Annotated in this window: 25 protein-coding genes and 1 rRNA gene; 13 read left to right on the forward strand and 13 right to left on the reverse strand. The window is 61.5% G+C overall.

All coding sequences use genetic code 11. The features are described 5' to 3' along the window. Positions 1–86 precede the first annotated feature (86 nt). The 3 genes from J9885_RS13300 to glnK all read right to left on the reverse strand — a co-directional run bounded on the left by J9885_RS13300 (position 87) and on the right by glnK (position 2012). Entirely contained in the window at positions 87–302 is a 216-nt protein-coding gene (locus J9885_RS13300; protein ID WP_246876951.1) for a hypothetical protein, read from the reverse strand. A gap of 104 nt (positions 303–406) precedes the next feature. Next, on the reverse strand, positions 407–1648 hold the full coding sequence (locus tag J9885_RS13305) for an ammonium transporter (protein WP_210549745.1): 1242 nt from the start codon (positions 1646–1648) through the stop codon (positions 407–409). A gap of 25 nt (positions 1649–1673) precedes the next feature. Next, complete coding sequence (glnK, locus tag J9885_RS13310; RefSeq protein ID WP_134697147.1) at positions 1674–2012, reverse strand: P-II family nitrogen regulator; 339 nt, start codon at positions 2010–2012, stop codon at positions 1674–1676. A 407-nt stretch (positions 2013–2419) separates the two neighbouring features. Between glnK and J9885_RS13315 the strand changes: the two genes are divergently transcribed. Both J9885_RS13315 and J9885_RS13320 read left to right on the forward strand, forming a co-directional pair. Next, positions 2420–3421, forward strand: a complete 1002-nt coding sequence (locus tag J9885_RS13315; protein ID WP_210549746.1) for a sensor domain-containing diguanylate cyclase — start codon at positions 2420–2422, stop codon at positions 3419–3421. A gap of 132 nt (positions 3422–3553) precedes the next feature. Then, the gene (locus J9885_RS13320) at positions 3554–3973 is read left to right on the forward strand and encodes a hypothetical protein (RefSeq protein ID WP_210549747.1); all 420 of its coding nucleotides are present in this window, start codon (positions 3554–3556) and stop codon (positions 3971–3973) included. Between the two features lie 57 nt (positions 3974–4030). Here J9885_RS13320 and J9885_RS13325 read toward each other — a convergent pair whose 3' ends face one another. Then, the gene (locus J9885_RS13325; protein ID WP_210549748.1) at positions 4031–4387 is read right to left on the reverse strand and encodes a hypothetical protein; all 357 of its coding nucleotides are present in this window, start codon (positions 4385–4387) and stop codon (positions 4031–4033) included. A 200-nt stretch (positions 4388–4587) separates the two neighbouring features. Between J9885_RS13325 and J9885_RS13330 the strand changes: the two genes are divergently transcribed. After that, positions 4588–5310, forward strand: a complete 723-nt coding sequence (locus J9885_RS13330; RefSeq protein ID WP_043762590.1) for a response regulator — start codon at positions 4588–4590, stop codon at positions 5308–5310. Between the two features lie 7 nt (positions 5311–5317). Beyond that, positions 5318–6703: an ATP-binding protein gene (locus J9885_RS13335; RefSeq protein WP_210549749.1), complete on the forward strand. Its 1386-nt coding sequence runs from the start codon at positions 5318–5320 to the stop codon at positions 6701–6703. Positions 6704–6880: 177 nt separating this feature from the next. Here J9885_RS13335 and J9885_RS13340 read toward each other — a convergent pair whose 3' ends face one another. Further along, the gene (locus tag J9885_RS13340) at positions 6881–7090 is read right to left on the reverse strand and encodes a cold-shock protein (RefSeq protein ID WP_010675897.1); all 210 of its coding nucleotides are present in this window, start codon (positions 7088–7090) and stop codon (positions 6881–6883) included. A 392-nt stretch (positions 7091–7482) separates the two neighbouring features. Beyond that, positions 7483–7767, reverse strand: coding sequence for a DUF3811 domain-containing protein (yjbD, locus tag J9885_RS13345; RefSeq protein ID WP_043762593.1), 285 nt, complete (start codon positions 7765–7767; stop codon positions 7483–7485). Between the two features lie 304 nt (positions 7768–8071). Here yjbD and J9885_RS20085 point away from each other — a divergent pair, with 304 nt between their 5' ends. Next, positions 8072–8194, forward strand: coding sequence for a hypothetical protein (locus J9885_RS20085; RefSeq protein ID WP_081843838.1), 123 nt, complete (start codon positions 8072–8074; stop codon positions 8192–8194). A gap of 47 nt (positions 8195–8241) precedes the next feature. Here J9885_RS20085 and J9885_RS13350 read toward each other — a convergent pair whose 3' ends face one another. Both J9885_RS13350 and J9885_RS13355 read right to left on the reverse strand, forming a co-directional pair. Further along, complete coding sequence (locus tag J9885_RS13350; protein WP_043762595.1) at positions 8242–9012, reverse strand: transporter substrate-binding domain-containing protein; 771 nt, start codon at positions 9010–9012, stop codon at positions 8242–8244. Between the two features lie 157 nt (positions 9013–9169). Next, positions 9170–9739: a single-stranded DNA-binding protein gene (locus J9885_RS13355; RefSeq protein ID WP_043808882.1), complete on the reverse strand. Its 570-nt coding sequence runs from the start codon at positions 9737–9739 to the stop codon at positions 9170–9172. A gap of 504 nt (positions 9740–10243) precedes the next feature. On the opposite strand from J9885_RS13355, the gene J9885_RS13360 reads away from it, so the two are divergent. After that, positions 10244–10882, forward strand: a complete 639-nt coding sequence (locus tag J9885_RS13360) for a LuxR C-terminal-related transcriptional regulator (RefSeq protein ID WP_081843839.1) — start codon at positions 10244–10246, stop codon at positions 10880–10882. A 93-nt stretch (positions 10883–10975) separates the two neighbouring features. After that, positions 10976–13804, forward strand: coding sequence for an excinuclease ABC subunit UvrA (gene uvrA, locus J9885_RS13365; protein WP_210549750.1), 2829 nt, complete (start codon positions 10976–10978; stop codon positions 13802–13804). 138 nt (positions 13805–13942) lie between these two features. On the opposite strand, the gene J9885_RS20090 is transcribed toward uvrA, so the two are convergent. Next, positions 13943–14068 (reverse strand): hypothetical protein, encoded by a 126-nt coding sequence (locus J9885_RS20090; RefSeq protein ID WP_268749070.1) that lies wholly within the window; start codon positions 14066–14068, stop codon positions 13943–13945. A 325-nt stretch (positions 14069–14393) separates the two neighbouring features. Here J9885_RS20090 and J9885_RS13370 point away from each other — a divergent pair, with 325 nt between their 5' ends. The 3 genes from J9885_RS13370 to J9885_RS13380 all read left to right on the forward strand — a co-directional run bounded on the left by J9885_RS13370 (position 14394) and on the right by J9885_RS13380 (position 18629). Continuing rightward, positions 14394–15005, forward strand: coding sequence for an OmpW family outer membrane protein (locus tag J9885_RS13370; protein WP_043762606.1), 612 nt, complete (start codon positions 14394–14396; stop codon positions 15003–15005). 196 nt (positions 15006–15201) lie between these two features. After that, positions 15202–17181 (forward strand): methyl-accepting chemotaxis protein, encoded by a 1980-nt coding sequence (locus J9885_RS13375; protein WP_210549751.1) that lies wholly within the window; start codon positions 15202–15204, stop codon positions 17179–17181. An 8-nt stretch (positions 17182–17189) separates the two neighbouring features. Continuing rightward, positions 17190–18629, forward strand: a complete 1440-nt coding sequence (locus J9885_RS13380; protein WP_210549752.1) for an ABC transporter substrate-binding protein — start codon at positions 17190–17192, stop codon at positions 18627–18629. Between the two features lie 44 nt (positions 18630–18673). Here the strand turns inward: J9885_RS13380 and J9885_RS13385 are convergent, their stop codons facing one another. After that, positions 18674–19492, reverse strand: a complete 819-nt coding sequence (locus J9885_RS13385; RefSeq protein ID WP_210549753.1) for a GNAT family N-acetyltransferase — start codon at positions 19490–19492, stop codon at positions 18674–18676. Between the two features lie 326 nt (positions 19493–19818). On the opposite strand from J9885_RS13385, the gene metF reads away from it, so the two are divergent. Beyond that, positions 19819–20715, forward strand: a complete 897-nt coding sequence (gene metF, locus J9885_RS13390; protein WP_043808879.1) for a methylenetetrahydrofolate reductase — start codon at positions 19819–19821, stop codon at positions 20713–20715. Between the two features lie 65 nt (positions 20716–20780). Here metF and J9885_RS13395 read toward each other — a convergent pair whose 3' ends face one another. Together J9885_RS13395 and J9885_RS13400 are read right to left on the reverse strand one after the other, a co-directional pair. Then, positions 20781–21842 carry a DUF3103 family protein gene (locus J9885_RS13395; protein ID WP_210549754.1) on the reverse strand — a complete coding sequence of 354 codons (1062 nt, stop codon included), beginning with the start codon at positions 21840–21842 and terminating at the stop codon, positions 20781–20783. Between the two features lie 150 nt (positions 21843–21992). Next, positions 21993–23144, reverse strand: a complete 1152-nt coding sequence (locus J9885_RS13400; protein ID WP_246876952.1) for a benzoate/H(+) symporter BenE family transporter — start codon at positions 23142–23144, stop codon at positions 21993–21995. 114 nt (positions 23145–23258) lie between these two features. Between J9885_RS13400 and J9885_RS13405 the strand changes: the two genes are divergently transcribed. Continuing rightward, positions 23259–23831 (forward strand): XRE family transcriptional regulator, encoded by a 573-nt coding sequence (locus J9885_RS13405; RefSeq protein ID WP_210549755.1) that lies wholly within the window; start codon positions 23259–23261, stop codon positions 23829–23831. Here the strand turns inward: J9885_RS13405 and J9885_RS13410 are convergent, their stop codons facing one another. Beyond that, complete coding sequence (locus J9885_RS13410; protein ID WP_210549756.1) at positions 23832–25028, reverse strand: NnrS family protein; 1197 nt, start codon at positions 25026–25028, stop codon at positions 23832–23834. A 496-nt stretch (positions 25029–25524) separates the two neighbouring features. Here J9885_RS13410 and J9885_RS13415 point away from each other — a divergent pair. Further along, a 16S ribosomal RNA gene (locus J9885_RS13415) occupies positions 25525–25659 on the forward strand; the annotation flags it as partial.

Raw genomic sequence — 25659 nt, forward strand, 5'->3', positions numbered from 1 at the left:
ATACCAACCTACTGATGCATAGCCAGGGTTTCGGCAAGCCAGAGATTAGGGTCGTCGGATATCCACACTCTCCAACCCCCTCTGGCTTATGGTTCGGCCTGTATCTCCGGCTGGCAGCCGGGACCCTGGGCAACCTCCTCCTTGAGCCGGTCGGTAAAGCAGCGGATCCGGGTCAACCAGGGGGAGTCGGGATCCCGGAGCAGGTGGTAGTCATTCTCGGGGTGATAGCTCCTGGTGAAGAGGCGGGTCAGCAGGCCGCCCCGGCCTATTAGTGGCGCCTGGGGGTTGGCGTTGAGGCGCACCTCGACCTCGGGGTGGCGCCTGCCAGGGTCATCTCCCCTGGCCTGAAGGGCCCAAAAAAACGGGGCCGAAGGTTTCCCTTCGGCCCCGCCTTCAACGCCTCTCGTCAGAGGCTGGATTTGACGCTGACAAACTCGGGGTAGGCATCGATGCCGCACTCGTGCATGTCCACGCCCATCAACTCTTCCTCTTCGCTGACGCGCAGGCCCATGGTGGCCTTGAGCAGGCTCCAGACGATCAGGGCGGCGACAAAGACCCAGCCGAAGATGACGGCGGCACCCAGCAGCTGGGCACCGAAGGTGGTGCTTTCGTTGGAGAAGGGCACCACCATCAGGCCGAACAGGCCGCACACCCCGTGTACCGAGATGGCACCGACCGGATCATCGATCTTCATGCGATCGAAGGCGACGATGGCGTAGACCACCAGGGCACCGGCCAGGGCGCCGATCAGGCTGGCGAACAGCGGGCTGGGGGAGGCCGGGTCGGCGGTGATGGCGACCAGGCCGCCGAGGGCGCCGTTGAGGATCATGGTGAGATCCGCCTTGCCCCAGGTGAGCTTGCTGACCAGCAGGGCGCCGACCACACCGGCGGCCGCGGCGGCGTTGGTGTTGACGAAGACGGTGCCGATGGCGGTGGCGTCAGCGGCGCTGGAGAGCGCGAGCTGGGAGCCGCCGTTGAAGCCGAACCAGCCCATCCACAGGATCAGGGTGCCCAGGGTCGCCAGCGGCAGGTTGGAGCCGGGGATGGGGTAGATCTCGCCCTGCTTGCCATATTTTCCACGACGGGGGCCGAGCAGCAGCACGGCGGCGAGGGCAGCGGCGGCGCCCGCCATGTGCACGATGCCGGAGCCCGCGAAGTCGGAGAAGCCCGCCTCCTTCAGGAAGCCGCCGCCCCAGGTCCAGAAGCCTTCCATGGGGTAGATGAAGCCGGTCATCACCACGCAGAACAGCAGGAAGGACCAGAGCTTCATGCGCTCGGCCACCGCCCCGGAGATGATGGAGGTGGCGGTCGCCACGAAGACCACCTGGAAGAAGAAGTCGGAGTGCAGGGAGTGGCCCGCGTCGTCCGCCTGGCTGCCCATCAGGCTGCCGAAGCTCGGCAGCCAGCCACCGGCGGTGTTGTCCACGTACATGATGTTGTAACCGACCAGCAGGAACATGATGCAGGCGATGGCATAGAGCAGGATGTTCTTGGTCAGGATCTCGGTGGTGTTCTTGGCGCGGACCAGGCCGGCCTCCAGCATGGCGAACCCGGCGGCCATCCACATGACCAGCACGCCGGAGATCAGCAGGTAGAAGGTGTCGAGTGCATAGCGCAGCTCGCTAACGGATTTGATCAACTCTTCCATGTCGTATTCCTCAGTTCCAGTCGTATCAAAGGGCGTCTGCGTCGGTCTCGCCGGTGCGGATGCGCACGGCGGCTTGCAGGTCGTAGACGAAGATCTTGCCGTCACCTATCTTGCCGGTGTAGGCGGCCTTGCTGATGGCTTCGATGATCGGCTCGACGTTGTCGGCCAGGGTGCCGATCTCCAGCTTCACCTTCGGCAGAAAATCCACCTGGTATTCGGCGCCCCGATAGAGTTCGGTGTGCCCCTTCTGGCGGCCAAACCCCTTGACCTCGGAGACCGTCAGCCCCTCGACGCCGAGATTGGCGATGGCTTCGCGCACGTCGTCGAGCTTGAACGGTTTGATGATGGCGGTAATCAATTTCATGCAATGTCCCCAATCCATGGTGGTTCACTCACGTATTGATATTGGCAAATATTGGGCCAAGAATTTTTATCTTATTATTCAAGTGTTTGATTAATTCCCGCATGGCGGCTACCAGCGGCGTGCCCAATGTGGGCAGGGCTGCGCCAAAGGTGTGCACCCGATTGGTGCAAGCCGGGCCGCAAGGAAATGCGGCAGGAGCGTGACTCCCCTCCAAGACCTGAGGCAGGGTGACTGCTACTGTTATTCAGACAAATGGTGGCGGGCCGATAACCCTGTCATGAGCGGGGCACAGGGGCTCCACCGCCACCACGGATCCCGGCCGGCAGGTTGCCCTTTTCACCGTGATTCACTATTCGGAACCGGGCCGCCCACCCTGGTGGCCACGTAGCAGAACAAGGATGGTTCCCATGCTGCAACACAATGACACGCTCGTGATCCCGGATCTCAACGAGGCCGTGGTGCACGGCATTCTGCAGGTCGTCAGCGATGGTATCTGGGACTGGAATGCCAACACCGGCTACGTCTATCGCAATCCCGGCTGGTACCAGATGCTGGGGTATGAGCCGCACTCTCTCGACAACTCCGTGCTGACCTGGGAGAACGTGATCCACCCGGACGATCTGGCGCGGGTCATGGCGCGCTTCGACGCCTATCTGAACGGAAGCGAGCTTGATTACCGGGTGGAGTACCGTTGCCGCTGCCACAACGGCGACTTCATCTGGATTGAGGATTGTGGCCGCATCATAGCGCGCAATCCGGACGGTTCCGTGGCCAGGATGATAGGGGCGCACCGGGACATCCACGCCCAGCGGGAGCTCTACCTGCGGCTGGAGCTGCAAAACCGTTCCCTGGAACAGCTGGTGGCGGAGCGCACCGCCGAGCTGGAGCGGCTCAATCTGGAGCTGCAACACCAGGTAGAAGAAAACCGCCGCCTGGCGGAGACGGACTCTCTGACCGGGGCGGCCAGCCGCTATCGGCTGGAGCACGGCGTCAGGCTGGAGTATGAGCGCGCCAGGCGCTTCAAGGAGCCCTTCGCCGTGATCGCCATGGACGTGGACGACTTCAAGCAGATCAACGATCGCTATGGTCACGGGGTCGGCGACCAGACCCTGATCGACATAGTGCGCCTGACCCGGGACTGCATCCGCGAGATCGATCTGCTGGCCCGCTGGGGCGGGGACGAGTTTATGCTGGTGCTGCCCAATACGCGCCTGGGGGAGGCCCACAAGGTCGCCGAAAAGTTGCGACAGCGACTGGGCTACGCCAGGGTCCAGGGGGTGGAGCCCATCACCCTGAGCTTCGGACTGGTGGAGTCCGACCCTGACGAGCCCCTGAATCATCTGATGGCGAGGGTGGACCGGGCCCTCTATCGGGCCAAGCTGGCGGGCAAGGATCAGCTCTGCGGCTAGACCGGCGTCACTGGTCGGAGGCGATGGACGGGTTTATCCCCCCGGATACGACTTGATCTTGGGATTGTCTTGACGCCATTTCATCCCGCTGGTTTCATGCGCGCTCTTTTCATTCCTGCGAGATGTATCTTCATGAAGAAGTGCCTTCTGATTGCCCTGACTACCCTGCCCCTGGTTGCCCACGCCGGCCTGATGGATGCCCTGACTGACACCGTGACCAGCAGTGTCACCAGCACCGCCAAGGAGATGGCGGGCAGCGCCATGGACACCGCCTCCAACGAGGCGATCAAAACGGCCCTGGACATCAAGGAAGGCGGCTCCAACAAGCAGGCCATCAAGGAGAAGCTGGGCGAGCCGGCCAGCACCCTGACCGAAGCCGGTCTGGAAGTGTGGACCTACGACCTGAGCGCCCTGAACAAGGCCTCTCCGCTGCTGGCCGAGACCACAGCCTCCCTGCTGAAGGAGTCCGAAGTGGCCCAGAAGAACGTGGTGATCAAGTTCGAAGGGGAGACAGTGAAGACCCTGAGCCTGGCCGACAAGACCAAGGCCTGAATCTGAACGACGTGTATAAAGAAAGGGGCCCGCGGGCCCCTTTTTGCTGCTTTCGAATTACTGGTTCGCTTCGGCGAACTGCTTCATCACTTCCGCGTGCTTGGTCATGCCGTCGGCGCGCAGGGAGAGGTTCTTCACGAACTCGGCCTTCTTGGCCGGATCTTCAATCTTGTCGTAGCGCTGCTGCAGGTGGGCCTGGATCTGCTCCGGGGTCATGTTCTGCATGCGGGCCATCTTGTCGTGACGGCCGCCATGGTGCTTGCCGCCCATCATGCCGGTACCGTCCATGGCGCAGTTGGTGGCCATGGCCTGGGTCGGTTGCGCGGTGGAGACAGCCTCGCTGGCGGCGTAGGCGCCAAGCGGCAGGCCAAGGATCAGGGTGGCGGTCAGCAGGGTCTTGGTCAGCTTTTTCATGGGTAACTCCTGTCGGATTGATACGGGTACAGGCTGTTTCGCCTTGGTACTCAGTAAACACCGTGGAAGTGTCTGAACTTTGCCAGTACCGGACTATTTTGTAGCAGAGTGTGGCATCTTGCCGCTCTGGCACACTTTGACACAACCCGCCCGGTTGATTTTCGTATAATCGCCCCAGCTCGATAACGGGAGAGACAGTGATGAACCAAGGCAGCCCTCATATTCTGGTGGTCGACGACCACAGCGAGATCCGCGATCTGCTCAAGCGCTTTCTGGAACAGCACGGCATGCGCGTCAGTTGTGCCCGTGATGGCAAGGAGATGAAGCGGCTGCTGGACGAGCGGGAGTTCGATCTGCTGGTGCTGGATCTGATGATGCCGGGGGAGGATGGTCTTACCCTGTGTCGCGAGCTAAGGGTCAAGTCTCGCCTGCCCATCATCATGCTCACCGCCATGGGGGAGGAGACGGATCGCATCATCGGCCTGGAGATGGGGGCCGACGACTACCTCTCCAAGCCCTTCAATCCCCGGGAGCTGCTGGCCCGCATCAAGGCGGTGATGCGCCGCACCCAGGCGGAGAGCCTGCCCGTCCCCGAGACACTGACCCGGGATCTGCGCTTCGACCGCTGGCTGCTCGACATCAATCGCCGCGAGCTGGTGGACGAGGAAGGGGTGGGGATGAGCCTCTCCACCGCCGAGTTCGATCTGCTCAAGGTCTTCCTGGAGCGCCCGCAGCGGGTGCTGAGCCGGGATCAGCTGCTGGATCTGGCCCGGGGCCGGGAGGCCGTGGCCTTCGATCGTGCCATCGACACCCTGGTGAGCCGCCTGCGGCGCAAGCTGGAGCGGGATCCCAAGAATCCCGAGCTCATCAAGACCATCTGGGGCGGCGGTTACCTGTTCGCCGCCGACGTGACCCAGGAGTGAGCGCGTCATGATCAAGCGCTTCTTCGCCAGGCTGCTGCCCAAGGGGCTGACCGGCCAGATCGTGCTGGTGGCCCTGGCGGGGTTGGTGCTGATCCAGCTGCTCAGCATCCAGATCTACCGCTCGGACAGGGAGGAGGCGCTCGGCTACGTCAACAGCCGCAACGCCATGCAGCGCATCATCTCTGTGGTGCGCCTGCTCTCCCTCTCGCCCCCCTCCCTCTATCACGAGATCCTCAAGGCGAGCCGCAGCGAGACTTTGCTGCTGCGCCTCTCCGACGAGCCGCTGCTGCCAGACAACCGCAGCCCCCGCTACGAGAAGCTGGTGCGGGCCAAGCTCGGCTACCCTTCCTCCCTGGCGGTGGAGATCAGCGCCGAGTTGAAGCAGGACGTCCAGCGCAGCCGGGCCTGGCAGCATCACAACCGCATGATGAAGGAGCGAAACGGCATGCCGCCGCCCCAGGACATGCGACTCTACGGCTCCATCGAGCTGCCCAACGGTGGCTGGTTGCAGTTCAGCTCCCTGGTGGACAAGGAGACGGCGAGCTGGTCCTGGCAGACCACCCTCAACCTGTTGCTGGTGGCGAGTCTGGTGATCGGTCTGATGATCTGGCTGTTCCGCCGCGCGACCCTGCCTCTCAAGCAGCTGGCCGCCAATGCGGACAGGCTGGGGCGTGGTGAGGACATAGAACCCCTGCGGGAAGAGGGGCCCATCGAGATCCGCGAATCCATTCAGGCCTTCAACCGCATGCATACCCGGCTCGATCGCTTCGTGCAGGACAGAACCCGGATGCTGGCCGCCATCTCCCATGACCTGCGCACCCCTATCACCAGCCTGCGGCTACGCAGCGAGTTTCTGGCGGACGGGGAGGACAAGGAGCGATTCCAGCAGACCCTGCTGCAGATGGAGCAGATGCTGGCGGCGACCCTGAGCTTCGCGCGGGAGGAGGGGCAGCAGGAGGCGACCCGGGAGCTGGATCTGGTCAGCCTGCTGGAGAGCCTGTGCGACGACTACGCCGACATGGGGCAGCCGGTTACCTGCCTGGCCGAGGGCAAGCAGGTGTATGCCTGTCGGGCCAATACCCTGCGCCGGGTGCTGCAAAACCTCATCGGCAACGCCATCAAGTACGCGGGGGGGGCCGAGGTGTCGCTGCTGCGTACCGAAACCGAGCTGGTGATCCTGGTCTGTGATCAGGGGCCGGGGATCGCCGAGAACCAGCTGGAGGAGGTGTTCAAGCCCTTCGTGCGCCTCGACGAGGCCCGCAACACAGAGTCTGGCAGCGTGGGGCTGGGGCTCGCCATCGCCCGTACCCTGGTGCATCAGCACGGCGGGGAGCTCAGCCTGCACAATCGCCAGGAGGGGGGGCTGGAGGCGAGGATCAGCCTGCCGTTGTAAGGGCCATGGCCACGAGAGAGGGCACAATTATGGTGCCCTTTTTGTTGCCCGTGGCGAGATGGCAGCAGGGCAACCAGCCGGCCAGCCGGAAAAAGCCAACAAAAAACCCGCCGAAGCGGGTTTTTTCAATTCTTGCAGAGGCCCTTGCCCGTAGAGGGGAAGGTGCTCCGGCTTGAATTACTGCGGAACGACGTTTGCAGCAGCCGGGCCTTTCTGGCCTTGCTCGATGGTAAACTCAACGCGCTGACCTTCTTCCAGGGTTTTGAAACCGTTGGACTGGATGGCGGAGAAGTGAACGAACACGTCTTTGCTGCCGTCAGCCGGGGAGATGAAACCGAAGCCTTTCTCGGCGTTGAAGAATTTTACGGTACCAGTCATTTTGGACATGATAATTTCCTTACAATAGTGATATTGAAACGCCACTCGGGGTGGCAATCCATGATTTTTCGTCAGCAATACGTATGGGGAGCACTAAAGAGGGAAATTATCTGGCAAGAATTATCCGGGACAACTCTATGCACAAATCACTGCTTTAAGATGACTGCCTAACATAATCAGGTCTGAACTACCGAACCATCGAAAACGATTAGAACACGCACACTCCGTCATGGCAATCTTTATCTTGGTATTCTGTTTTCTCTGTACTGGCCACTTCGGCTGGTTATGCTTGTTTTTGTAATGTAAATGGACGATTTGTCTGTCCTGTTGGGGTGAGTGGAGGTAAACACCGAAATGAATGTTTTATATGGTGTTTTCATCCTCAAGCATTCATGCTGAAATTATCGTCTGCCACGGAATTTGTTGCTGACTGAGTCTGCCCAGTTGAAGGTGTCTGGCAACACCTGCTCCCTGGCACGCTCCTTGGCCTTTTCCCGTGCCAGTGCTGAGGCATCCTTTGCTGCCTTGGCGCGATCCGCGGCAATCTTCAGTCGCCCGGCCTCCCGGATCTTGTTGCGCTCCCCGTTGGTCAGGGTGTGATCGGCGTTGGCCTGGGCCTTCTGCACCAGGAGGGCGATCTCGGCCTTCTCGGTCTCGGTCAGATCTTTCATTTCCAGCTTCTTCATGGCGCTATCCTGCGGCAGGTGAATGGCCACCCTAACACACATCCATCAGGGGAACTCGTCTCATCGACTGTCCGATGTGAAAAGTGCCTTCCTTGTCTCATCTGTGGCTGCTGATCCCTGAAGTGTGCCTATTGGAGGCCCTGCCTGGCCTTGCCGCTGTGAGGCTGGATCCCGACGGAAGGTTGGGGGTATGCTGAGGTCAGTGCGATCACTGATCGTCACTGCTAGCGTACTGGTTTTACGATTCGGCTGACATGCTGGAATTTCGTTCCAACTGTCCTGGTAACCTTTTTGGAGTCTGATGATGAGCAACAAAGAACAGCATCACGGCAAAGATGCCAAGAAAAAACCGCAGATGTCACTGAAAGAGAAGCGCGAGGCCAAACGGCAGAAAGCCGACCTGAAAAATGGCAGCGCGATGAAGTAACGCTCCCCTCACTGTTGTTCCTTTGGAGCCAGTATCAAGCCAGTCTGTCATGGGCTGGCTTTTATGTTTCCTGTCGATGAGCTCGCGCCATAGCGGGCAAAGATGCGTTCATAGCGTCCGTCTGCCTTCATCCGGGTGAGCTGCCTGTCGAACCACTGTTGCTGTGTGACGTCCCTGAAGGCGAAGTGGTAGTGGGTAGGAGGGAAGAGGTCGTGTTGCCTGACGCTCTCCGAGGGGTAGCGTTCGCCGCTCTCTGTCTCCCCGAGCAACCTGGCCAGGTAGTAGTAGAAGACCCGCTGCTCCAGGATCACGGCATCGGCGCGGCCCAGCAGCAACCTCTGCACCTGACCTTCCTGCCTCGCTACCTCCTCATAACGGGGATTGCTGCCGACTATCCCGGCGAACTCCTCCCCCAGGATCTGTTTTGCCCGCTGGAAGGCGCTGACCCGCAAGGTCTGCAGATCCTGCAGGCTGTGCAGTGCCGTCTGATCGAGGGTAAAGACCCGGTTGTGGAAGGTGATCACCCTCTGGGAGAGGTGGGCGTTGTTCAGCATGCCGGGCTTGACGTTGATGATGGCGTCCAGCTTGCCTTCCTCCAGCATCCGGAAAGTTCGCTCCAGGGGGAGATAGACGACCTGCAGGTCATGGCCGCTGTCTGCGAAGGCCTCGCGCACCAGATCCAGCTCGATGCCTCTGTCCTCTTTGCTGATGACATAGGGTGGAATGGCGAAGCTCACCCCCACCCGCAGCGGCTGTGCCATCAGGGGGACGGTGAACATCAGCAGAGTGAGGTACAACAGGCGGCTAAGGTGACTCATGCTGGCTCTCGAAGGTGCGGCTCGCCTCGATGATAGCCGCAAGCGCATGCACACGTGAGGGTAAGATCCGGATAGTCGCAGCACCATGATGACCGTGGCGATGAGTGCGTCAGAAACAGGCAAAAAAAGGCCCTGAATGATCAGGGCCCGATATGCATCAGAACGGAATATCGTCGTCGAAATCCATCGGCGGTTCGTTGTAGACAGGCGGTGCGGATTGCGGCTGCTGGGCCGGACGGCCGTAGCCACCCTGGGGCTGCATGTTCTGCTGCGGAGCGGCAGGACGTTGCATGTTCTGCTGCGGTGCGGCCTGTTGCGGCTGGCCCCAGTTGCCCTGGGAGGACTGGCCGCCCATGCCCTGACCGGCGCCCTGCGGACGGCCACCCAGCATCTGCATCACACCGGTGAAGCTGTCTACCAGTACCTCGGTGGTGTAGCGCTCCTGGCCGCTCTGATCCTGCCACTTGCGGGTCTGCAGCTTGCCTTCCACATAGACCTGGGAACCCTTCTTCAGGTATTCGCCAGCGACTTCGGCCAGCTTGCCCATGAAGACGACGCGGTGCCACTCGGTCCGCTCTTTCTGCTCGCCGGTCTGCTTGTCGCGCCAGGTGTCGGAGGTGGCCAGGGTGATGTTAGTCACGGCACCGCCGCTCGGCATGTAGCGCACTTCCGGGTCTTGGCCCAGGTTACCGATCAGAATGACTTTGTTGATGCCTCGACTGGCCATAATCTCTCTTCCACCTTATGTATACCGGCCAGGCCAGATGCCTGGGCCCATTCAATAATGCGTTTGTTTGCAACGAGATGCGCGCCGCGAATGGGCGTCATCTGCATTCAGTGTCCTGGCTGCGCGGGGTTGCCGACAGGAGCGGCACTCAACCGGCCACAGCGTTTGCCCGTCATAGTACCAGTTGGCGGGCATGAGCGCACACCTTCCTGCCTCTGCGGGCGCCAACGCAGACTGAGTAACTTACCCGAGGTCCGGGGAATCCAGCAAGGGGATGACGCAGGAGTGTGCTGCATCGGGAGGGAAGGCTTGCTATGGTGCAGTCAGGCACTAGCTACCCCCCAAATGGGGGGGGTGTGCTAGTCATTTGTATTGGCTGGAAAATTGTCGGGCTTCAAAAGGGCCACCGCGACGCCTAATACTTTTTTAATGCTGCAGCCAGAAGGGGGATTGGTACTCTTCTTGCCGAAAAGCCCCGACCGAATGTGCAAGGAAGTTCTCTTGATGACGCCCGAATATCCCCTAGTGCTGATCACCGAAAATAACGCACAAGCCACCAGTTTCCAGCGTCACCTCAGCGAACAGCTCGACCTCCCCATCATGTTGGTGGGTGCGCTGGATGCTCTGCCCGATCCCGCCGTGACTGGCACCCAACCGCTGCTGTTGATCGATCTGGACTACCTCAAGTCGGCGCAGCAGGAGCTGTGGAGCAAGACCATCTGCCAGCGTTTTGGCGATGCCAGCGCCGTGCTGCTCAATGCCCCGACCAGTACGGACAAGGAGCTGCTGTTGATGTGGCCCCACACCAGCGGCCTCTTCTTCCGCCAGGACAGCCTGGACAGGCTGGTCTTCGGCATTCGCAAGGTGTTGCAGGGGGAGTACTGGATCCCGCGCCACCTCTTGTGCGACCTGGTGGATTACTACCGCAAGGGCAACGGGCAACCCCTGCGCCAGCAGACACTGTTGACGGCCCGCGAGCAGGAGATCGTCCGCCATCTGATGACGGGCGCTTCCAACACTGAGATCGCCGACAACCTCTTCGTGAGCGAGCACACCGTCAAATCCCACCTCTACAACGTGTTCAAGAAGCTGAACGTCAAGAACCGGTTGCAGGCGGTGAGCTGGGCCAAGGAGTATCTCTGAGAGGCGGAGCGGGACGAGAAAGACTGTCTATTCATCCAGTAGTCTCTATGCCATACTGACCCGCTCTGGTTCCCGTATCGAGCGCGCAACAAGATGGAAAAAATCGTGATCCGGGGTGCCCGCACCCACAACCTCAAGAACATCAACCTGATCCTGCCCCGTGACAAGCTGATCGTGGTCACCGGCCTCTCCGGTTCGGGCAAATCCTCCCTGGCGTTCGATACCCTCTATGCGGAGGGACAACGCCGCTACGTGGAGTCGCTTTCTGCCTACGCTCGCCAGTTTCTCTCCCTGATGGAGAAGCCGGACGTGGACCACATCGAGGGGCTGTCTCCGGCCATCTCCATCGAGCAGAAGTCCACCTCCCACAACCCGCGCTCGACCGTCGGCACCATCACCGAAATTTACGACTACCTGCGTCTGTTGTTCGCCCGGGTTGGCGAGCCGCGCTGTCCGACCCACGCCATTCCGCTCGCCGCCCAGACCATCAGCCAGATGGTGGACCAGGTGCTGGCCCAGCCGGAAGGTGCCAAGCTGATGTTGCTTGCCCCCGTGGTACGCAACCGCAAGGGGGAGCACACCAAGCTGCTGGAGAACCTGGCCGCCCAGGGCTACATCCGTGCCCGTATCGACGGGGAGGTGTGCGATCTCTCGGATCCCCCCGCGCTGGAGCTGCACAAGAAGCACACCATCGAGGTGGTGGTGGATCGCTTCAAGGTGCGCGAGGATCTGGCCCTGCGTCTGGCCGAGTCGTTCGAGACGGCCCTGACCCTCTCCGGCGGCATCGTGCTGGTGGTGCCCATGGACGGGGAGGAGGGCGTGGAGCCCATGACCTTCTCCGCCAACTTCGCCTGCCCGGAGTGCGGCTACTCCATGTCTGAGCTGGAGCCGCGCATCTTCTCCTTCAACAACCCGGCCGGCGCCTGTCCCACCTGCGATGGCCTGGGGGTGCAGCAGTACTTCGACCCTGCCAAGCTGATCCACGATCCGGGCCAGAGCCTGGCCGGCGGCGCCATCCGTGGCTGGGACAAGCGCAGCTTCTATTACTTCCAGATGCTGAAATCCCTGGCCGAACACTACCAGTTCGATCTGGAGGCGCCCTGGGAGGATCTGCCGGCCAAGATCCAGGAGGTGATCCTGCGGGGTTCCGGTCGTACCGAGATCGAGTTCCGCTACATGAACGACCGCGGCGACGTTGTGGTGCGCAAGCACCCGTTCGAGGGGATCCTCCACAACATGGAGCGCCGCTACCGGGAAACCGAATCAAACTCGGTGCGGGAAGAGCTGGCCAAGTACATCGCCAACAAGTCCTGTACCAGCTGTGGCGGCAGCCGGCTGCGGGAAGAAGCGCGCCACGTCTTCGTGGATAATCGCAACCTGCCGGCCATCGCCGAGCAGTCCATCGGCGATGCGCTGGCCTTCTTTGAAGGGATGAACCTGACCGGCCAGCGCGCACAGATCGCCGAGAAGATCCTGAAAGAGATCGTCGAGCGGCTCGGTTTCCTGGTCAACGTGGGCCTCAACTATCTGAGCCTGTCCCGCAGCGCCGAGACCCTCTCCGGCGGCGAGGCGCAGCGGATCCGGCTGGCCAGCCAGATCGGCGCCGGCCTGGTGGGGGTCATGTATGTGCTGGATGAACCTTCCATCGGCCTGCACCAGCGGGACAACGAGCGGCTGCTCAAGACGCTCACCCACCTGCGGGATCTCGGCAACACGGTGATCGTGGTGGAGCACGACGAGGACGCCATTCGCCTCGCCGACCACGTGCTCGACATCGGCCCGGGGGCCGGGGTGCACGGCGGCGCCATCGTCGCTCAGGGCACACCGGCGGAGATCATCGCCAACCCCGAGTCATTGACCGGTGACTACCTCTCCGGTCGCAAGCAGATCGCCATCCCGGCCGAGCGCACGCCGCTCACCGGCAAGTGGTTGAAATTGAAAGGGGCGAGCGGCAACAACCTGCGTAACGTCAACCTGGACCTGCCCATCGGGGTGATGACCTGCGTCACCGGCGTCTCCGGCTCCGGCAAGTCGACGCTCATCAACGACACCCTGTTCCGCATTGCCCACCGCGAGTTGAACAAGGCGACCGAGTCCACCCCGGCACCCTATCGCAGCGTCGAGGGGCTGGAGCACCTGGACAAGGTGGTGGACATCGACCAGAGCCCCATCGGTCGCACGCCGCGCTCCAACCCGGCCACCTACACCGGCCTGTTCACCCCGATCCGCGAGCTGCTCTCCGGCACCCAGGAGGCGCGCTCCCGCGGCTACCAGCCGGGCCGCTTCTCCTTCAACGTGAAGGGGGGGCGCTGCGAGGCGTGCCAGGGGGACGGTGTCATCAAGGTGGAGATGCACTTCCTGCCGGACGTCTACGTGCCGTGCGACGTCTGCAAGGGCAAGCGCTACAACCGCGAGACCCTGGAGGTGAAGTACAAGGGCAAGAACATCCACGAGATCCTCGAGATGACGGTGGAAGATGCCCGCGCCTTCTTCGATCCGGTGCCGGCGGTGGCGCGCAAGCTGCAGACCCTGATGGACGTGGGCCTCTCCTATATCCGCCTCGGTCAGTCAGCCACCACCCTGTCGGGGGGCGAGGCGCAGCGGGTCAAGCTGGCGCGGGAGCTCTCCAAGCGGGATACCGGCCAGACCCTCTATATCCTGGACGAGCCGACCACAGGGCTGCACTTCCACGACATCCAGCAGCTGCTCAAGGTACTGCACCAGTTGCGGGATCGGGGCAACACCATCGTCATCATCGAGCACAATCTGGACGTCATCAAAACCGCCGACTGGATCGTCGATCTGGGGCCGGAGGGGGGCGCCGGTGGCGGCCGCATCCTGGTGACCGGTACGCCGGAGGAGATGAGTCGCTGCAAGGAATCCCATACGGCCCGTTTCCTGGCCCCGCTGCTGGGCAAGTAAGGGAAGGTCATGAAAACGAGGGGCTCAGGCCCCTTTTTTCATGGGCAGAGCCTCATCGGAGGGGATGGCAGAAGCGGAAGGGGAAATAAACGGGGCGATGTGGAGCCGGTTGGCGAACCTGCGTACTGGCCGGGGGACTCAGTGGGTCAGCATCAGGAAGGCGAGGGCAAACAGGAAGCCCAGCAGAATGAACAGGAAGGAGCCTATGCCCCAGATGGCGGCCAGGATGCCGATTATTTTGTCTTTGCGGGTCTGTGGTTTCATAAAAATAAAATTACAGCGTGGCTACATTGCGTTAATAAAATACCCCTGTGGCCATAATTAAACAACAATGAAAAGGAAATATGAAGGTCGTTAAGGTGTATTTATTTGCTATTTTAAATCGGTTTCAGATGTGAAAATTAACTGCATCATCATGTATTTAAATGATTTTTCTTTGCGTGGTGCTGAATTTGTAAGCCCCATAAGCTGCTGTGTACATCCATCTATTTCTTGATAACTATTGAGCTAAATCAATAACCGATCATTCACATCCTTTTATAGTTTTCGGGCTTACAACTTAGAAAGAAAACAAAAAAGGAATTACGTGATGAAAAAGATCCTTCCTCTGTTAATCGCAGCCGCCTTTGCCTCCCCTGTCGCCATGGCGCACCAGGCCGGTGACATCCTGGTCCGCGGGGGCCTGGCCTTCGTCTCTCCCCAGACCAGCAGTGACGACGTCCTGGGGACGGGCGAGCTTGAGATCGACAGCAACATGCAGCTGGGCCTGACCCTCTCCTACATGCTGACGGACAACTGGGGTGTCGAGCTGCTGGCTGCAACCCCCTTCTCCCATTCGGTCTCCACGGCCGGTCTGGGTGAGGTCGCCAAGGTCAAACACCTGCCGCCGACCCTGATGGCGCAGTACTACTTCGGGGATGCCAACAGCAAGGTGCGTCCCTATGTCGGCGCCGGTATCAACTACACCACCTTCTTCGACGAGGAGGGGCGCGGTGCCCTGGCCGGCACCGAGGTGAGCGTCGACTCTTCCTGGGGGATGGCGGGTCAGGTGGGCCTGGACATGGCGATCAACGATCGCTGGTTCGTCAACGCCTCCGCCTGGATCATCGACATCGACACCGATGTGCACACCGCCGTGGGCACCATCGACACTTCCATCGATCCGGTCGCCTTCATGTTCGGTGTCGGCTACCGCTTCTGATGACAAGGTTGGCCGCCACAAGGCCATGACAACCAAGCATGTCTCTTTGGCCCGGCTCTGTTCGGGCCCTTTTCTGTCCAGCACCGCACAAGAACTGTGATCCGGTGCGCCATCGCGCCATGAACTGCTCTTCCATTGTCTCAGGCTGCCGATAACCTCCAGGTTCATATCTTTCCCAACGAGTGAGGATGTCTCCATGGGTTTATCTATCGTGCAGCGGATCATCGCCGGATTTGTGCTGATGCTGCTGTTGCTGGTTTTGCTCGGCTTCATCAGCATCCTGAAGATCCGGGGGATCAACGAGGGGCTGTCCCAGGTCTCGGATCGCGCCACCCCGCTGGTGATCGCGGTCGCCGGTCTCAAGGGCGCATTGCAGGACAGCAACCGCTGGGTGCTGACCTACAGAACCAGCGAGGATGCGACCCAGCTGCCACAGCTGGCCAGTCAGTTCAAGGCGCAGCAGGAACGCTTCCTGGCCCAGAGCAGGGAGATGGCCCGCTTCGATGAAGTGGCCGAGGCGGGCGAGCGGTTCCGTCAGATCGACGGGGCGACCCGGGAATTCTATGGTCTGGCGGATCAGGTGCTGACCCAGCATGGCCAGTGGGTGGCCGCCCTCGATCGGCGTCATGAGCTGGAGCTGGCGTTCATCCGGCTGGAGGACACCTATCAGTGGGCCGCCGAGCTGCTGTTGCAGCAGACTGCCAGCAAGCGATCCATGCGCAACAAGGCTGAGCTCATCACCTCGGGCATTGCCCGGGATCTGAAGAACATTCGTCGGGCCGACGCCAAGACCGATCTCAACGAGCTGGAGAAGGTGCTCGGCAAGGATATCGAGATGGCTCGCAAGCGGCTGGAGCGGGTGCAGGTGCCTGACGATGTGAGGCAGCGCTTCATCGTCAATCTGGACCGGATGCAGGAGCTGGCGCTCGGCCCCCAGGGGCTGCTCGCCACCATGCGCCACGGCCAGCAACTCGCCGCCTCGCTGCAGGCCCTGAACCAACAGCTCGATACCAGCCTGGTCAACAGCCTGGCGTTGCTGGACGAGATGGGCAAGTCGGCGGGCAGCATCGCCAGCCAGAGCCGGATCGGTGCTGATGGTGCCGTCAGCAGTGCCAGCGTCTGGATCCTGGTGGTCTCCGTCATCTCGGCCGCCGCGGCGCTCATCATCGGCTACACTACGGCCCGCAGCATCCAGCGTCCGTTGCAGCTCATCGACCGGGAGCTGGAACGCATGGCCACGGGTGACATGACGCGGCGCATCGACTACCAGAGCCGCTGCGAATTCGGCAGCCTGGCTCGCTCCATCAATACCCTGGCGGACAAGACGGGGGAACTGCTTGCCCAGATCAATGCCGGCTCCCGCCATCTGGTGGACGAGGCGAGCCGCGCCGCCGAGATAAGCGAGCGGGCCATGTCCCGGGTGCAGGATCAGAAGAGTCAGACCGATCAGGTCGCCGCCGCCATCACCGAGCTGGAAGTCAGTGCCACCGAGGTGGCGCGCTCCACCGATGGCACCAAGCGCGAGGTGGATCTGGCGGACGAAGAGGCCCGTGCCGGACGCAAACAGGTGGCCAGCACGCGCCGGATCACCGAGCAGCTGGCGGGCGCCATGGAAGAGGCGGTCGGCATCACCCACAAGCTGGGGGAATTCAGCGACAACATCGGCAGCATCCTGGACGTGATCCGCAGCATCGCCGAGCAGACCAACCTGTTGGCACTGAATGCGGCCATCGAGGCAGCCCGGGCCGGTGACGCCGGTCGTGGCTTTGCCGTGGTGGCGGACGAGGTGCGGGCGCTGGCCAACCGGACCCAGACCTCGACCGAAGAGATCCAGGCCATGATCGAGAACCTGCAGAATTCCAGCAGGCACGTGGTGGAGGTGATGGCGCGCAGCCAGGAGCAGACCCAGGGATGCGTCGAGCAGACCCGGGTCATGGACGAGGCGCTGCAGTCCATCGCCGAGCGGATGAGCGCCATCAAGGCGATGGCGGATCAGGTGGCCCACGCAGCCCAGGAGCAGATCTCCGTCAGCCAAGGGGTGGCCCGCCATGTGGCCGGGATCGCGGACGTGGCCTACGAGACCGAGCGCGAGGCACGGGAATCGGCAAGCAGCAGTGAAGTGCTGGCGGATCTGGTCGCCAAGCAGCAGCAATTGATCGCTCATTTCAAGGTGTAGGAGGACTTATGGCTAACAAGTGGATCGGGGCCCTGAGTCTCCTGTTGTGCGGCCAGCTGGTGGCCAGCGAGCTGGTGATAGAGAGCTGGCGAATCGATGACAAGGCCCTGTGGGAGCAGAAGATCATTCCCGCCTTCGAGGCGGCCCACCCGGGCATACAGGTGAAGTTCAACGGGGTGCAGAACGTAGAGTACATGCCGACTCTCTGGGCCAGCCTGAAGGAGGGCAAGGCGGGGGATCTCATCACCTGCCGTCCGTTCGACGACTCCCTGGCCCTGTTCAGGGCAGGCCACCTGGTGGAGCTGAGCGAGATGGCGGGCATGGAGAACTTCCCGAGCTTCGCCCAGTCGCCCTGGCAGACCGACAGCGGGGCCCAGACCTTCTGTGTGCCCATGGCCTCGGTCATTCACGGTTTCTTCTACAACAAGAAGATTTTCAGCGAGCTGGGGCTGACGGTGCCGCAGACCCGCGACGAATTCTTCGCGACCCTCGACAAGGTGAAGGCGGACGGCCGCTATGTGCCGCTCGCCGTGAGCGGCTCCGAGAGCTGGGTCGCCTCCGAGCTCGGCTTCCAGAATATCGGCCCCAACTACTGGAAGGGGGAGGATGGCCGCCTGGCGCTGATCGGGGGCCAGGAGAGGCTCAATAACCCGCAGTACGTCAAGGTGTTCGAGGAGCTGGCCCGCTGGCGTGATTACCTGGGTGAAGGGGGCGAGAGCCGGGACTATGCCACGACCAACGCGTTGTTTACCTCGGGCAAGGCCGCCTTCTATGCCGCCGGCTCCTGGGAGATAGCCCCCTTCACCGGCAAGGTCGACTTTGGTGTGATGCGCCCGCCCGTGGCAAAGCAGGGGGATGGCTGTTTCTTCGCCGATCACACGGACATCGGCATGGGGATGAACCCGGCCAGCAAGAACAAGGAGGCGGCCATGGCCTTCCTGCAGTGGCTGACCACGGCCCAGTTTGCCGAGCTCTACACCAACTCGCTGCCGGGCTTCTTCTCCCTCTCCAACCACTTCTTCGAGGCCACCAACCCGGCGGCAAAGGAGATGATGGAGTGGCGGGATCAGTGCGACTCCACCATCCGGGTCGCCACCCAGATCCTCTCCCGCGGGACCCCCAAGCTCGGGGACGAGCTGGCCGAGGTGAGCCAGCAAGTGCTGCTTGGCAAGACGATGCCCCAGGCCGCTGCGGATCGTCTGGAGCAGGGGTTGAAGGGCTGGTATGCCCCCCATCAGGGTAATCAGGAGAAGGGGGGCGAGTGTCAGTGCAATGCAGCGGCGCCCGTGACCGCGCCTGCCTCTGCGGCCTTGGCGACCCTGCCTGCCGTGGCCGGGTCAGCGGCTTCGTCGGCATCGGCAACGGTCGGTTCCTCCTCTGCAGCCCCCCCGCCCGCCGAGGAGGTGGAGCAGGCCCTCGCGAGCGAGCTGGATGGCGCGCAGCCGTGATCTTGAGTGCCATGAAAAAAACGGGAGGCTGCGGCCTCCCGTTTTTATTGTTGTCCGTCGCCGGTTTGTCCGGGTGAGTGGGGCCAGCGGCACAGACTGCCGATGCGTGCCACCGGGGTGAAGCCGAGGGCGCGATAGACCCGCTGGGCGTGGTAGTGCTCGTCGGCCACTATGATGAGCCGCTCGGCTCGCTCGAAACCCTGGCGAGCCACCTGGCTCAGCAGTTGGCGACAGAATCCCAGGTTGCGCCACTCCCTGTGGGTACGCACCAGCTGGAAGCGCCCCATGTTGCCGGTGAAGAAGAGGCCGCAGCTGGCGACCAGGTTTCCCTGATGCCAGAGTCCCCACCACTGCCCCAGTCCGTCGGCGATCATCGCCTCATAGAGATGGCGGCGTGACTGCAGATAGGGCAGGTAACTCTCCTCCGAGTGGGCGGGATCCCGCTCTGCCAGCTCGAAGGCGAGCCACTCATCCCAGTCGTCGGCGGTGAAGGGGCGGGCCTGTGGCAACGCATTCCGGCTCGGAGCTTGTTCGCCGCCAGCCTCCAGGGCCAGCACCACGCACTCCATGTACTGGTATCCCGCCGCCACGAACCCGGCGACCCGGCTGTTCTGCCCCTCGCCCAGGGGCCACTGGAAGGTACGGTGGCGGATCCGGGGATCCTGGCCGATCAGGCTGTCGAAACTGGACTCCAGCCAGCCCTTGTCATGATCGCTGGGGGGCGTGGGGAGCAGCAGGTAGTTGCCAAAGTAATAGTCGGGGGCGTTCGGGGTGCGCACGGCCCAGAAGGTGCCATGGTGCGTCACCTCGCCCTGGTAGCGGTCGAACAGCAGATCGGTGGCAAAACCGGGGTGATCTTCCATGATGAGGCTCCTGCACATACTTGAATGGCTTATCGGCAGGTCGGGAGAGAAGTTAAAAAAGGCCGGGAGACCCGGCCAAACAATCACACGCAGATTCAGAACGTCCAGGACGATCCGCCCGCATCATAGCGTGCCTGAGGGCAATTTGGGATGGGCTCGGTCATGACTTAGGTTGAATTGCAAAATAAAAAAATCGTATATCCCCCTTGTCCACGAGAAATCGGTGTTGACTTTGCGTCATTTTCTCATAAAGATAGAAAGACGTTTAGACGTCCAAACATCCGTTTTGACGTAGAAGAATGGATTGCAGGACAGGGAGAGAGCAGATGGGATTTCACAGCGCGCGTCAGGTTGAGGCACTCAACCAGAGTCTGGCGGATCTGGGTGGCGACATATCGGTCAGTTTCGAGTTTTTTCCGCCCAACAGCGAAGGGATGGAGAACACCCTCTGGCAATCCATCGAGCGCCTGCAGGTGCTGGAACCCAAGTTTGTCTCCGTGACCTATGGCGCCAACTCGGGCACCCGGGATCGCACTCACAAGGTGATCAAGGACATCAAGGAGCGCACCGGTCTCATCGCCGCCCCGCACCTGACCTGTATCGATGCCAGCCGCGACGAGCTGCGAACCATTGCCCGTGACTACTGGAACAGCGGCATTCGCCACATCGTCGCGCTGCGCGGGGATCTGCCTCCGGGGCTCGACAAACCGGACATGTACGCCACCGACCTGGTCGCCCTGCTCAAGTCCGAGGCCGACTTCGACATCTCCGTGGCCGCCTATCCGGAGGGACACCCCGAGGCCCGGAGCGCGCAGTCCGACCTGCTCAACCTCAAGCGCAAGATAGACGCGGGCGCCAACCGTGCCATCACCCAGTTCTTCTTTGACGTGGAGACCTACCTGCGCTTTCGTGATCGCTGTGCCGCCATCGGCATCGATGCCGAGATCGTGCCGGGGATCCTGCCGGTCTCCAACTACCAGACCCTGGCCAAGTTTGCCGGCTTCACCAACGTGAAGATCCCGCGCTGGATGCATCAGCGTTTCGAGGGGCTGGAACACGATCAGATGACGCGGAACATGGTGGGGGCCAGCATCGCCATCGATCAGGTGCGGGTGCTGAGTCAGGAAGGGGTGAAGGATTTCCACTTCTATACCCTGAACCGCTCCGAGCTGACCTACGCCATCTGCCATACCCTGGGGGTGAGGCCGAAAGGCCAGGCCTGATCCCGCGAGCCCGTATACAGTAAAGCCAATGAGTCCCCTCATTGGCTTTTTGTTTTGGCTGGGAGTCAGGGCCGGGTTGGCTGGATCTCCCTGGGTTCGAGATCGATGACGGCATTGCCGGCGGCACCCGGGTACTGGTGGTAGCTCTGGTCTTGCTCCAGGGTGTAGAAGGTGTCGAGGTAGTCGTCGTTGTTGGTCATCCAGGAGTCAGGCAGCGCCTTGACGATGCGCCCCCCGAGATCGAGGAAGGGCAGGGCCTCGGGGACTCCTCCCGCGGTGAAGCCGAGTTTGAGTGCGTCGATCAGCAGGGCGCTCAGCTCCTTGTAGTTGACGTTGTCGTCCTGCTCCATCATCACCACGTCGACGGCGCCCCAGCGATAGCGGTCCCAGTACATCAGGATCTGGTTGGGGGTATAGTCGGTGTTGTCATAGTCGAGGTAGGGCATGTCGACGATGTCCACCACGGGCTCGTCCCTGCCTGGATTGACCCCGGCGACCACCGCATAGACCTCGGCAGCACCGAGCAGCCAGGGCTCCTGATCATCCTTCAGTCTTATCTTCTTCAACACGCTGGTCTTGAGCGGTGCCGTGACGCTGGCAGCGCGGGGGGCTACCTGCATGTCGGCCTCGGCCAGCGCCTTTCGCATCACCTTGAGGCCGGCGTTCTTGGCCTTGATCGGATCGGCCTCCACGACCAGCACGGGCCGCGCTGGCGCCTGGTTCACGTCGAGATAGACAGGGTTGCCAGCCACATCGAAGGCTTCGATGGCACTCCAGCTTTTTTCATCTCCGCTCGGCACATAGGCAACCAGGGGTTCTGCTCCCTGCTTGAGCGCATTCGCCTGTGCGGGATTGGCCAGCCGCAACTGCATGAGCTGTTTGACTTCTCCCTCTAGGCCCTGCCGGCTGATGGCGGCCTGGTTGGCGTCCGTGGCCTGCCGCTTGAGGCGTGGACTCGCCTTTTGCAGCAAGTCGGGCAGCGGGCTCTGGTAGCCCTGGTTGGTGAGCAGGGGCAACAGGTTCTTCTGTTGCAATGCGATCTGGCGAGCCAGATCGCGGTCCGTATCGGCCGCGTGGGCAGTGGTGCCCAGCAAGGCCATTAACAGGATGACAGCCTGATTCCTCATTATTCTCGTTCTCCGATATTGAGTCTGACAGAGGCGCCGATTGGGAAGAATCTGCGCCTCTTTCTCACTAGAGGGGAACAAGGTTCATATGTGAACACCCTTGGCAGAATTATGTGCTGAGTCTCACTGGGGTTTCACCATATGGGCAGGTCAGACGCGGAGTCGGTTGACTTGGTGAAGCGCCACGCCGACCAGCAAACCCCAGCAGGCGGAGCCGACCCCGAGCAGGCTGATCCCGGAGGCGGTGATGATGAAGGTCAGCAAGGCGGCCTCCCGCTCCCCATCCTGTTGCAAGGCGCTGTGCAGGCTGCTGCCTATGGTACCGAGCAGCGCCAGTCCGGCCACGCAGGTCACCAGAGCGGTGGGAAATGCGCTGAACAGGGCCACCACTGTGGCGCCGAAGCAACCGGTGAGCAGGTAGAAGCAACCGGCCCAGACTGGGGCCGGCCAGCGGCGAGTGGCATCGGGATCCACCTCCTTGCCCATGCAGATCGCCGCAGTGATGGCCGCCAGGTTGAAGGCATAACCGCCGAACGGTGCCAGCAACAGGCCGGTCAAACCGGTCCAGGTGATCAGGGAGGAGGTGGACGGTTGATAGCCGTGGGCCCGCAGGATGGCGATGCCGGGCATGTTCTGGGACGTCATGGTGACGAGGAACAACGGCAGGGCAATGCCCAGCAGGGCATCAATGGAAAAGGCCGGCGAGATCCACGCCGGGCTGGAGAGCTGCCAATGCACCTCACTCAGCTGCAACTCACCCCTCAAGGTGCATAGCAGCATGCCGGTGGCCAGCACCAGCACCATGGTGTATCGAGGCCAGAGATGGCGACCGAGCAGAAAGGCCAGCAGCAGGGTGCCAAGCAGCAGAGGATCCTGGGGGGCCACCTTGAAGAGATCCAGCCCGAACCGGAGCAAGACACCGGCCAGCATGGCGGCAGCAAGGGGGGCGGGAATGTGGCGCATCAACTTGTCGAACCAGCCGCTGATGCCGCAGAGGGTGATCAGCAGCGAAGAGACGATAAAGGCACCGATGGCCTCCGCCAGACTGAAGTTGCCCAGGCTGGTGATGAGCAGCGCGGCGCCCGGGGTGGACCAGGCCGTCAGCACCGGGATGCGGTAGTAGAGGGAGAGGCCGATGCAGCTTACGCCCATGCCGATCCCGAGTGTCCATAACCAGGAGGATACCTGGGCGGCATCGGCGCCGGCGGCAGCGGCGGCCTGGAGGATCAAGACGACCGAGCTGGTATAACCCACCAGAACGGCGATGAGGCCTGCGACCAGGTGGGGGAGGGCAAAGGGCATGATGACGTCCTTGTGAATACTGATAGTCTGTGCGTTATTGCGTACAATGTCGTCTCGACTATAGCGATGTGCGCTATAGCGCACAATATGGCATATGCAAAAACCGGAGAGCAGATGCAGGAGATGAGTCGCTATCTGGCCCAGCGCTTGAAAGGGCTGCGTGCCGAGAGGGGATGGAGTTTGGATGCGGCCGCCCGGGAGACCGGAGTGAGCAAGGCCATGCTGGGGCAGATCGAGCGGGGGGAGTCCAGCCCGACGGTGGCGACTCTGTGGAAGATTGCCACCGGTTTTCGGGTATCTTTCTCCAGCTTCATCGAGCCGCCCCCGGAGGTGCAGGGGGAAACACTCTATCGTATCGCCGATGATATCCGCCAGCAGCCTGCGGGAGAGGGGATGCAGGTCGCCCCGTTGTTTCCCTATGAGGGGCGCTTTGGCTTCGAGTTGTTCGAGCTGACCCTGCTGCCCGGCTACCAGAGGGAGTCGGAACCCCATGAGTCCGGGGTGACCGAGCATGTCATTGTCATCAGCGGCGTGATGGAGGTGCTGGTGGACGGGGAGTGGCGTTCCCTCGAGCAGGGGGAGGCGGTCCGCTTTGCCGCCGATCGTCCCCATGGCTACCGCAATCTGGGAATCGCTCCTGCCATCTTCCATAACCTGATCCACTATCCTGCCATGCCGATGCTATGACTAGCCGGGGCGGCCATCCGCCCTGGGACTGGTCAGTAAGGGGGCATAGACCCAGACAAAGAGACCGTAGGCGGCAATCCAGCTCCAGCCGCTCAGGTTCCATCCCGCCAGCGACAGACCAGGCCAGAAGAGCGGAAGGAAGACCCGAACGATCGCTGACAGGACGATGAGCGCAAATGCCGCCGTGATCCTGCGCCCGACCTGTAGGGCTCTGCCGCTGTGGCCGAGAGAGACTCTGGCGATCATCCCGAGGATCATGGTGCCCATGCAGCCTGCGCTGAGCAGGTGGCTGGCCAGGGACAGGGTGATGGGCAAGCCTGCTGTATGGGCGGCCAGCGCGGCCAACCCCAGGGGGATGAAGAGATAGGCCAGATGCAGCGACCAGAGCAGGGGCTGTGCCACAGTGGTGGCGGGTCGCCAGCGCAGCTGTCTGTAGAGGTGGGTGCCTGCCGCCACTATATATAGAGGGAACATCTGGATGCCGGTGACCCATGGAGTGGGAAGCAGCAACCAGAGCAGCAGGATGAGCCACAGGAGCGCGAGCGCGGTGCGTTCCAGCCATGGCAGGGGAGTGGCTTTCTCCATGCCGGTGGCTCTGGCCGTGAAGAAGGGGATGACCCTCCCCCCCATCACTGCGATCAGAGTGGTGAACAGCAACACCGTCGTGATCAGCAGATGTTCCATCAGGCTCCAGTCAGCACGCCTTAACCAGCTTGCTCCGTTGAGCAGGGTCAAGACGAGGAGCAGGGGAACGAAGAAGAGGTTGCGCCACTGGCGTGTCACTATGATGGGTCTGGCGAGGAACCAGGCGCAGAGGGGCAGCCAGGCCAGGTCCATCGCCATCAGGATGACATGGTTTTCCCCCAGCCAGGGAAGCAGGCACCTCGGTGCAGCCCACAATCCCACGACCAGAGCCAGTGGCCAGCTGCGCACGCCCGGGTGAGCGGTCCAGTTCTGCACGGCGGTGAGCAGGAAGCCTGCCACTATGGCTGCGCCAAAGCCGAACAGCATCTCGTGAGCATGCCACCAGACGGGATTGCCAATACCGGGCAGGGCAAGCCAGCCGTTGAGCTGCCCCAGCCAGCCCAGCATGGCCAGGCAGGAAAACAGGGCGCCCAGCAGGAAGAAAGGGCGAAATCCCAAACGAAACAGCGGAACTATCCGTTCTTCCTTTTGGCTATCCAGGATCTGGTGCATGGCGGCGACCTTAATTGAGCATTTGAAAAGCCAATTATAAAGTGGCTTTTCAAATACTCAATTCAAATCCGGTGAAAGGCCGTCTCGAGACGGTGTGATGAGTGAAAAAGACACGCTTTGCTGCATGTTTGAGCGAACGCGCCGCCAATGTGAAAAAGCCCTTGTCATCGTGGCGCCGCTCCCTATAATGCGCCCCTACCAGCACGGCGGTCCACGCCGAACTGATGAGCCAGCTTCCTTGTGAAGTCGGCGCCGAAAGAAAAGCGAAAACAAGCGCTTGACTTTCGAAGTGAGGTCGGTATTATACGCCACCTCAGCGCGACAAGCGCCGCGTTCTTTAACAATTTGAATCAAGCAATCTGTGTGGGCACTCACAGCATCGAGCATCAAAAACAATTTTTGATTTTCAATGTCTGATGAAGTGACCAAAGCAACTTTTAAGTTGCAGCAGTTAATTCAGCAATTCATTGAGCCGCCTTTATAGGCAACCAAGCTTAAATTGAAGAGTTTGATCATGGCTCAGATTGAACGCTGGCGGCAGGCCTAACACATGCAAGTCGAGCGGCAGCGGGAAAGTAGCTTGCTACTTTTGCCGGCGAGCGGCGGACGGGTGAGTAATGCCTGGGAAATT

Source organism: Aeromonas sp. SrichE-2G (genome assembly GCF_017939565.1).
Lineage (GTDB): Bacteria > Pseudomonadota > Gammaproteobacteria > Enterobacterales > Aeromonadaceae > Aeromonas > Aeromonas taiwanensis.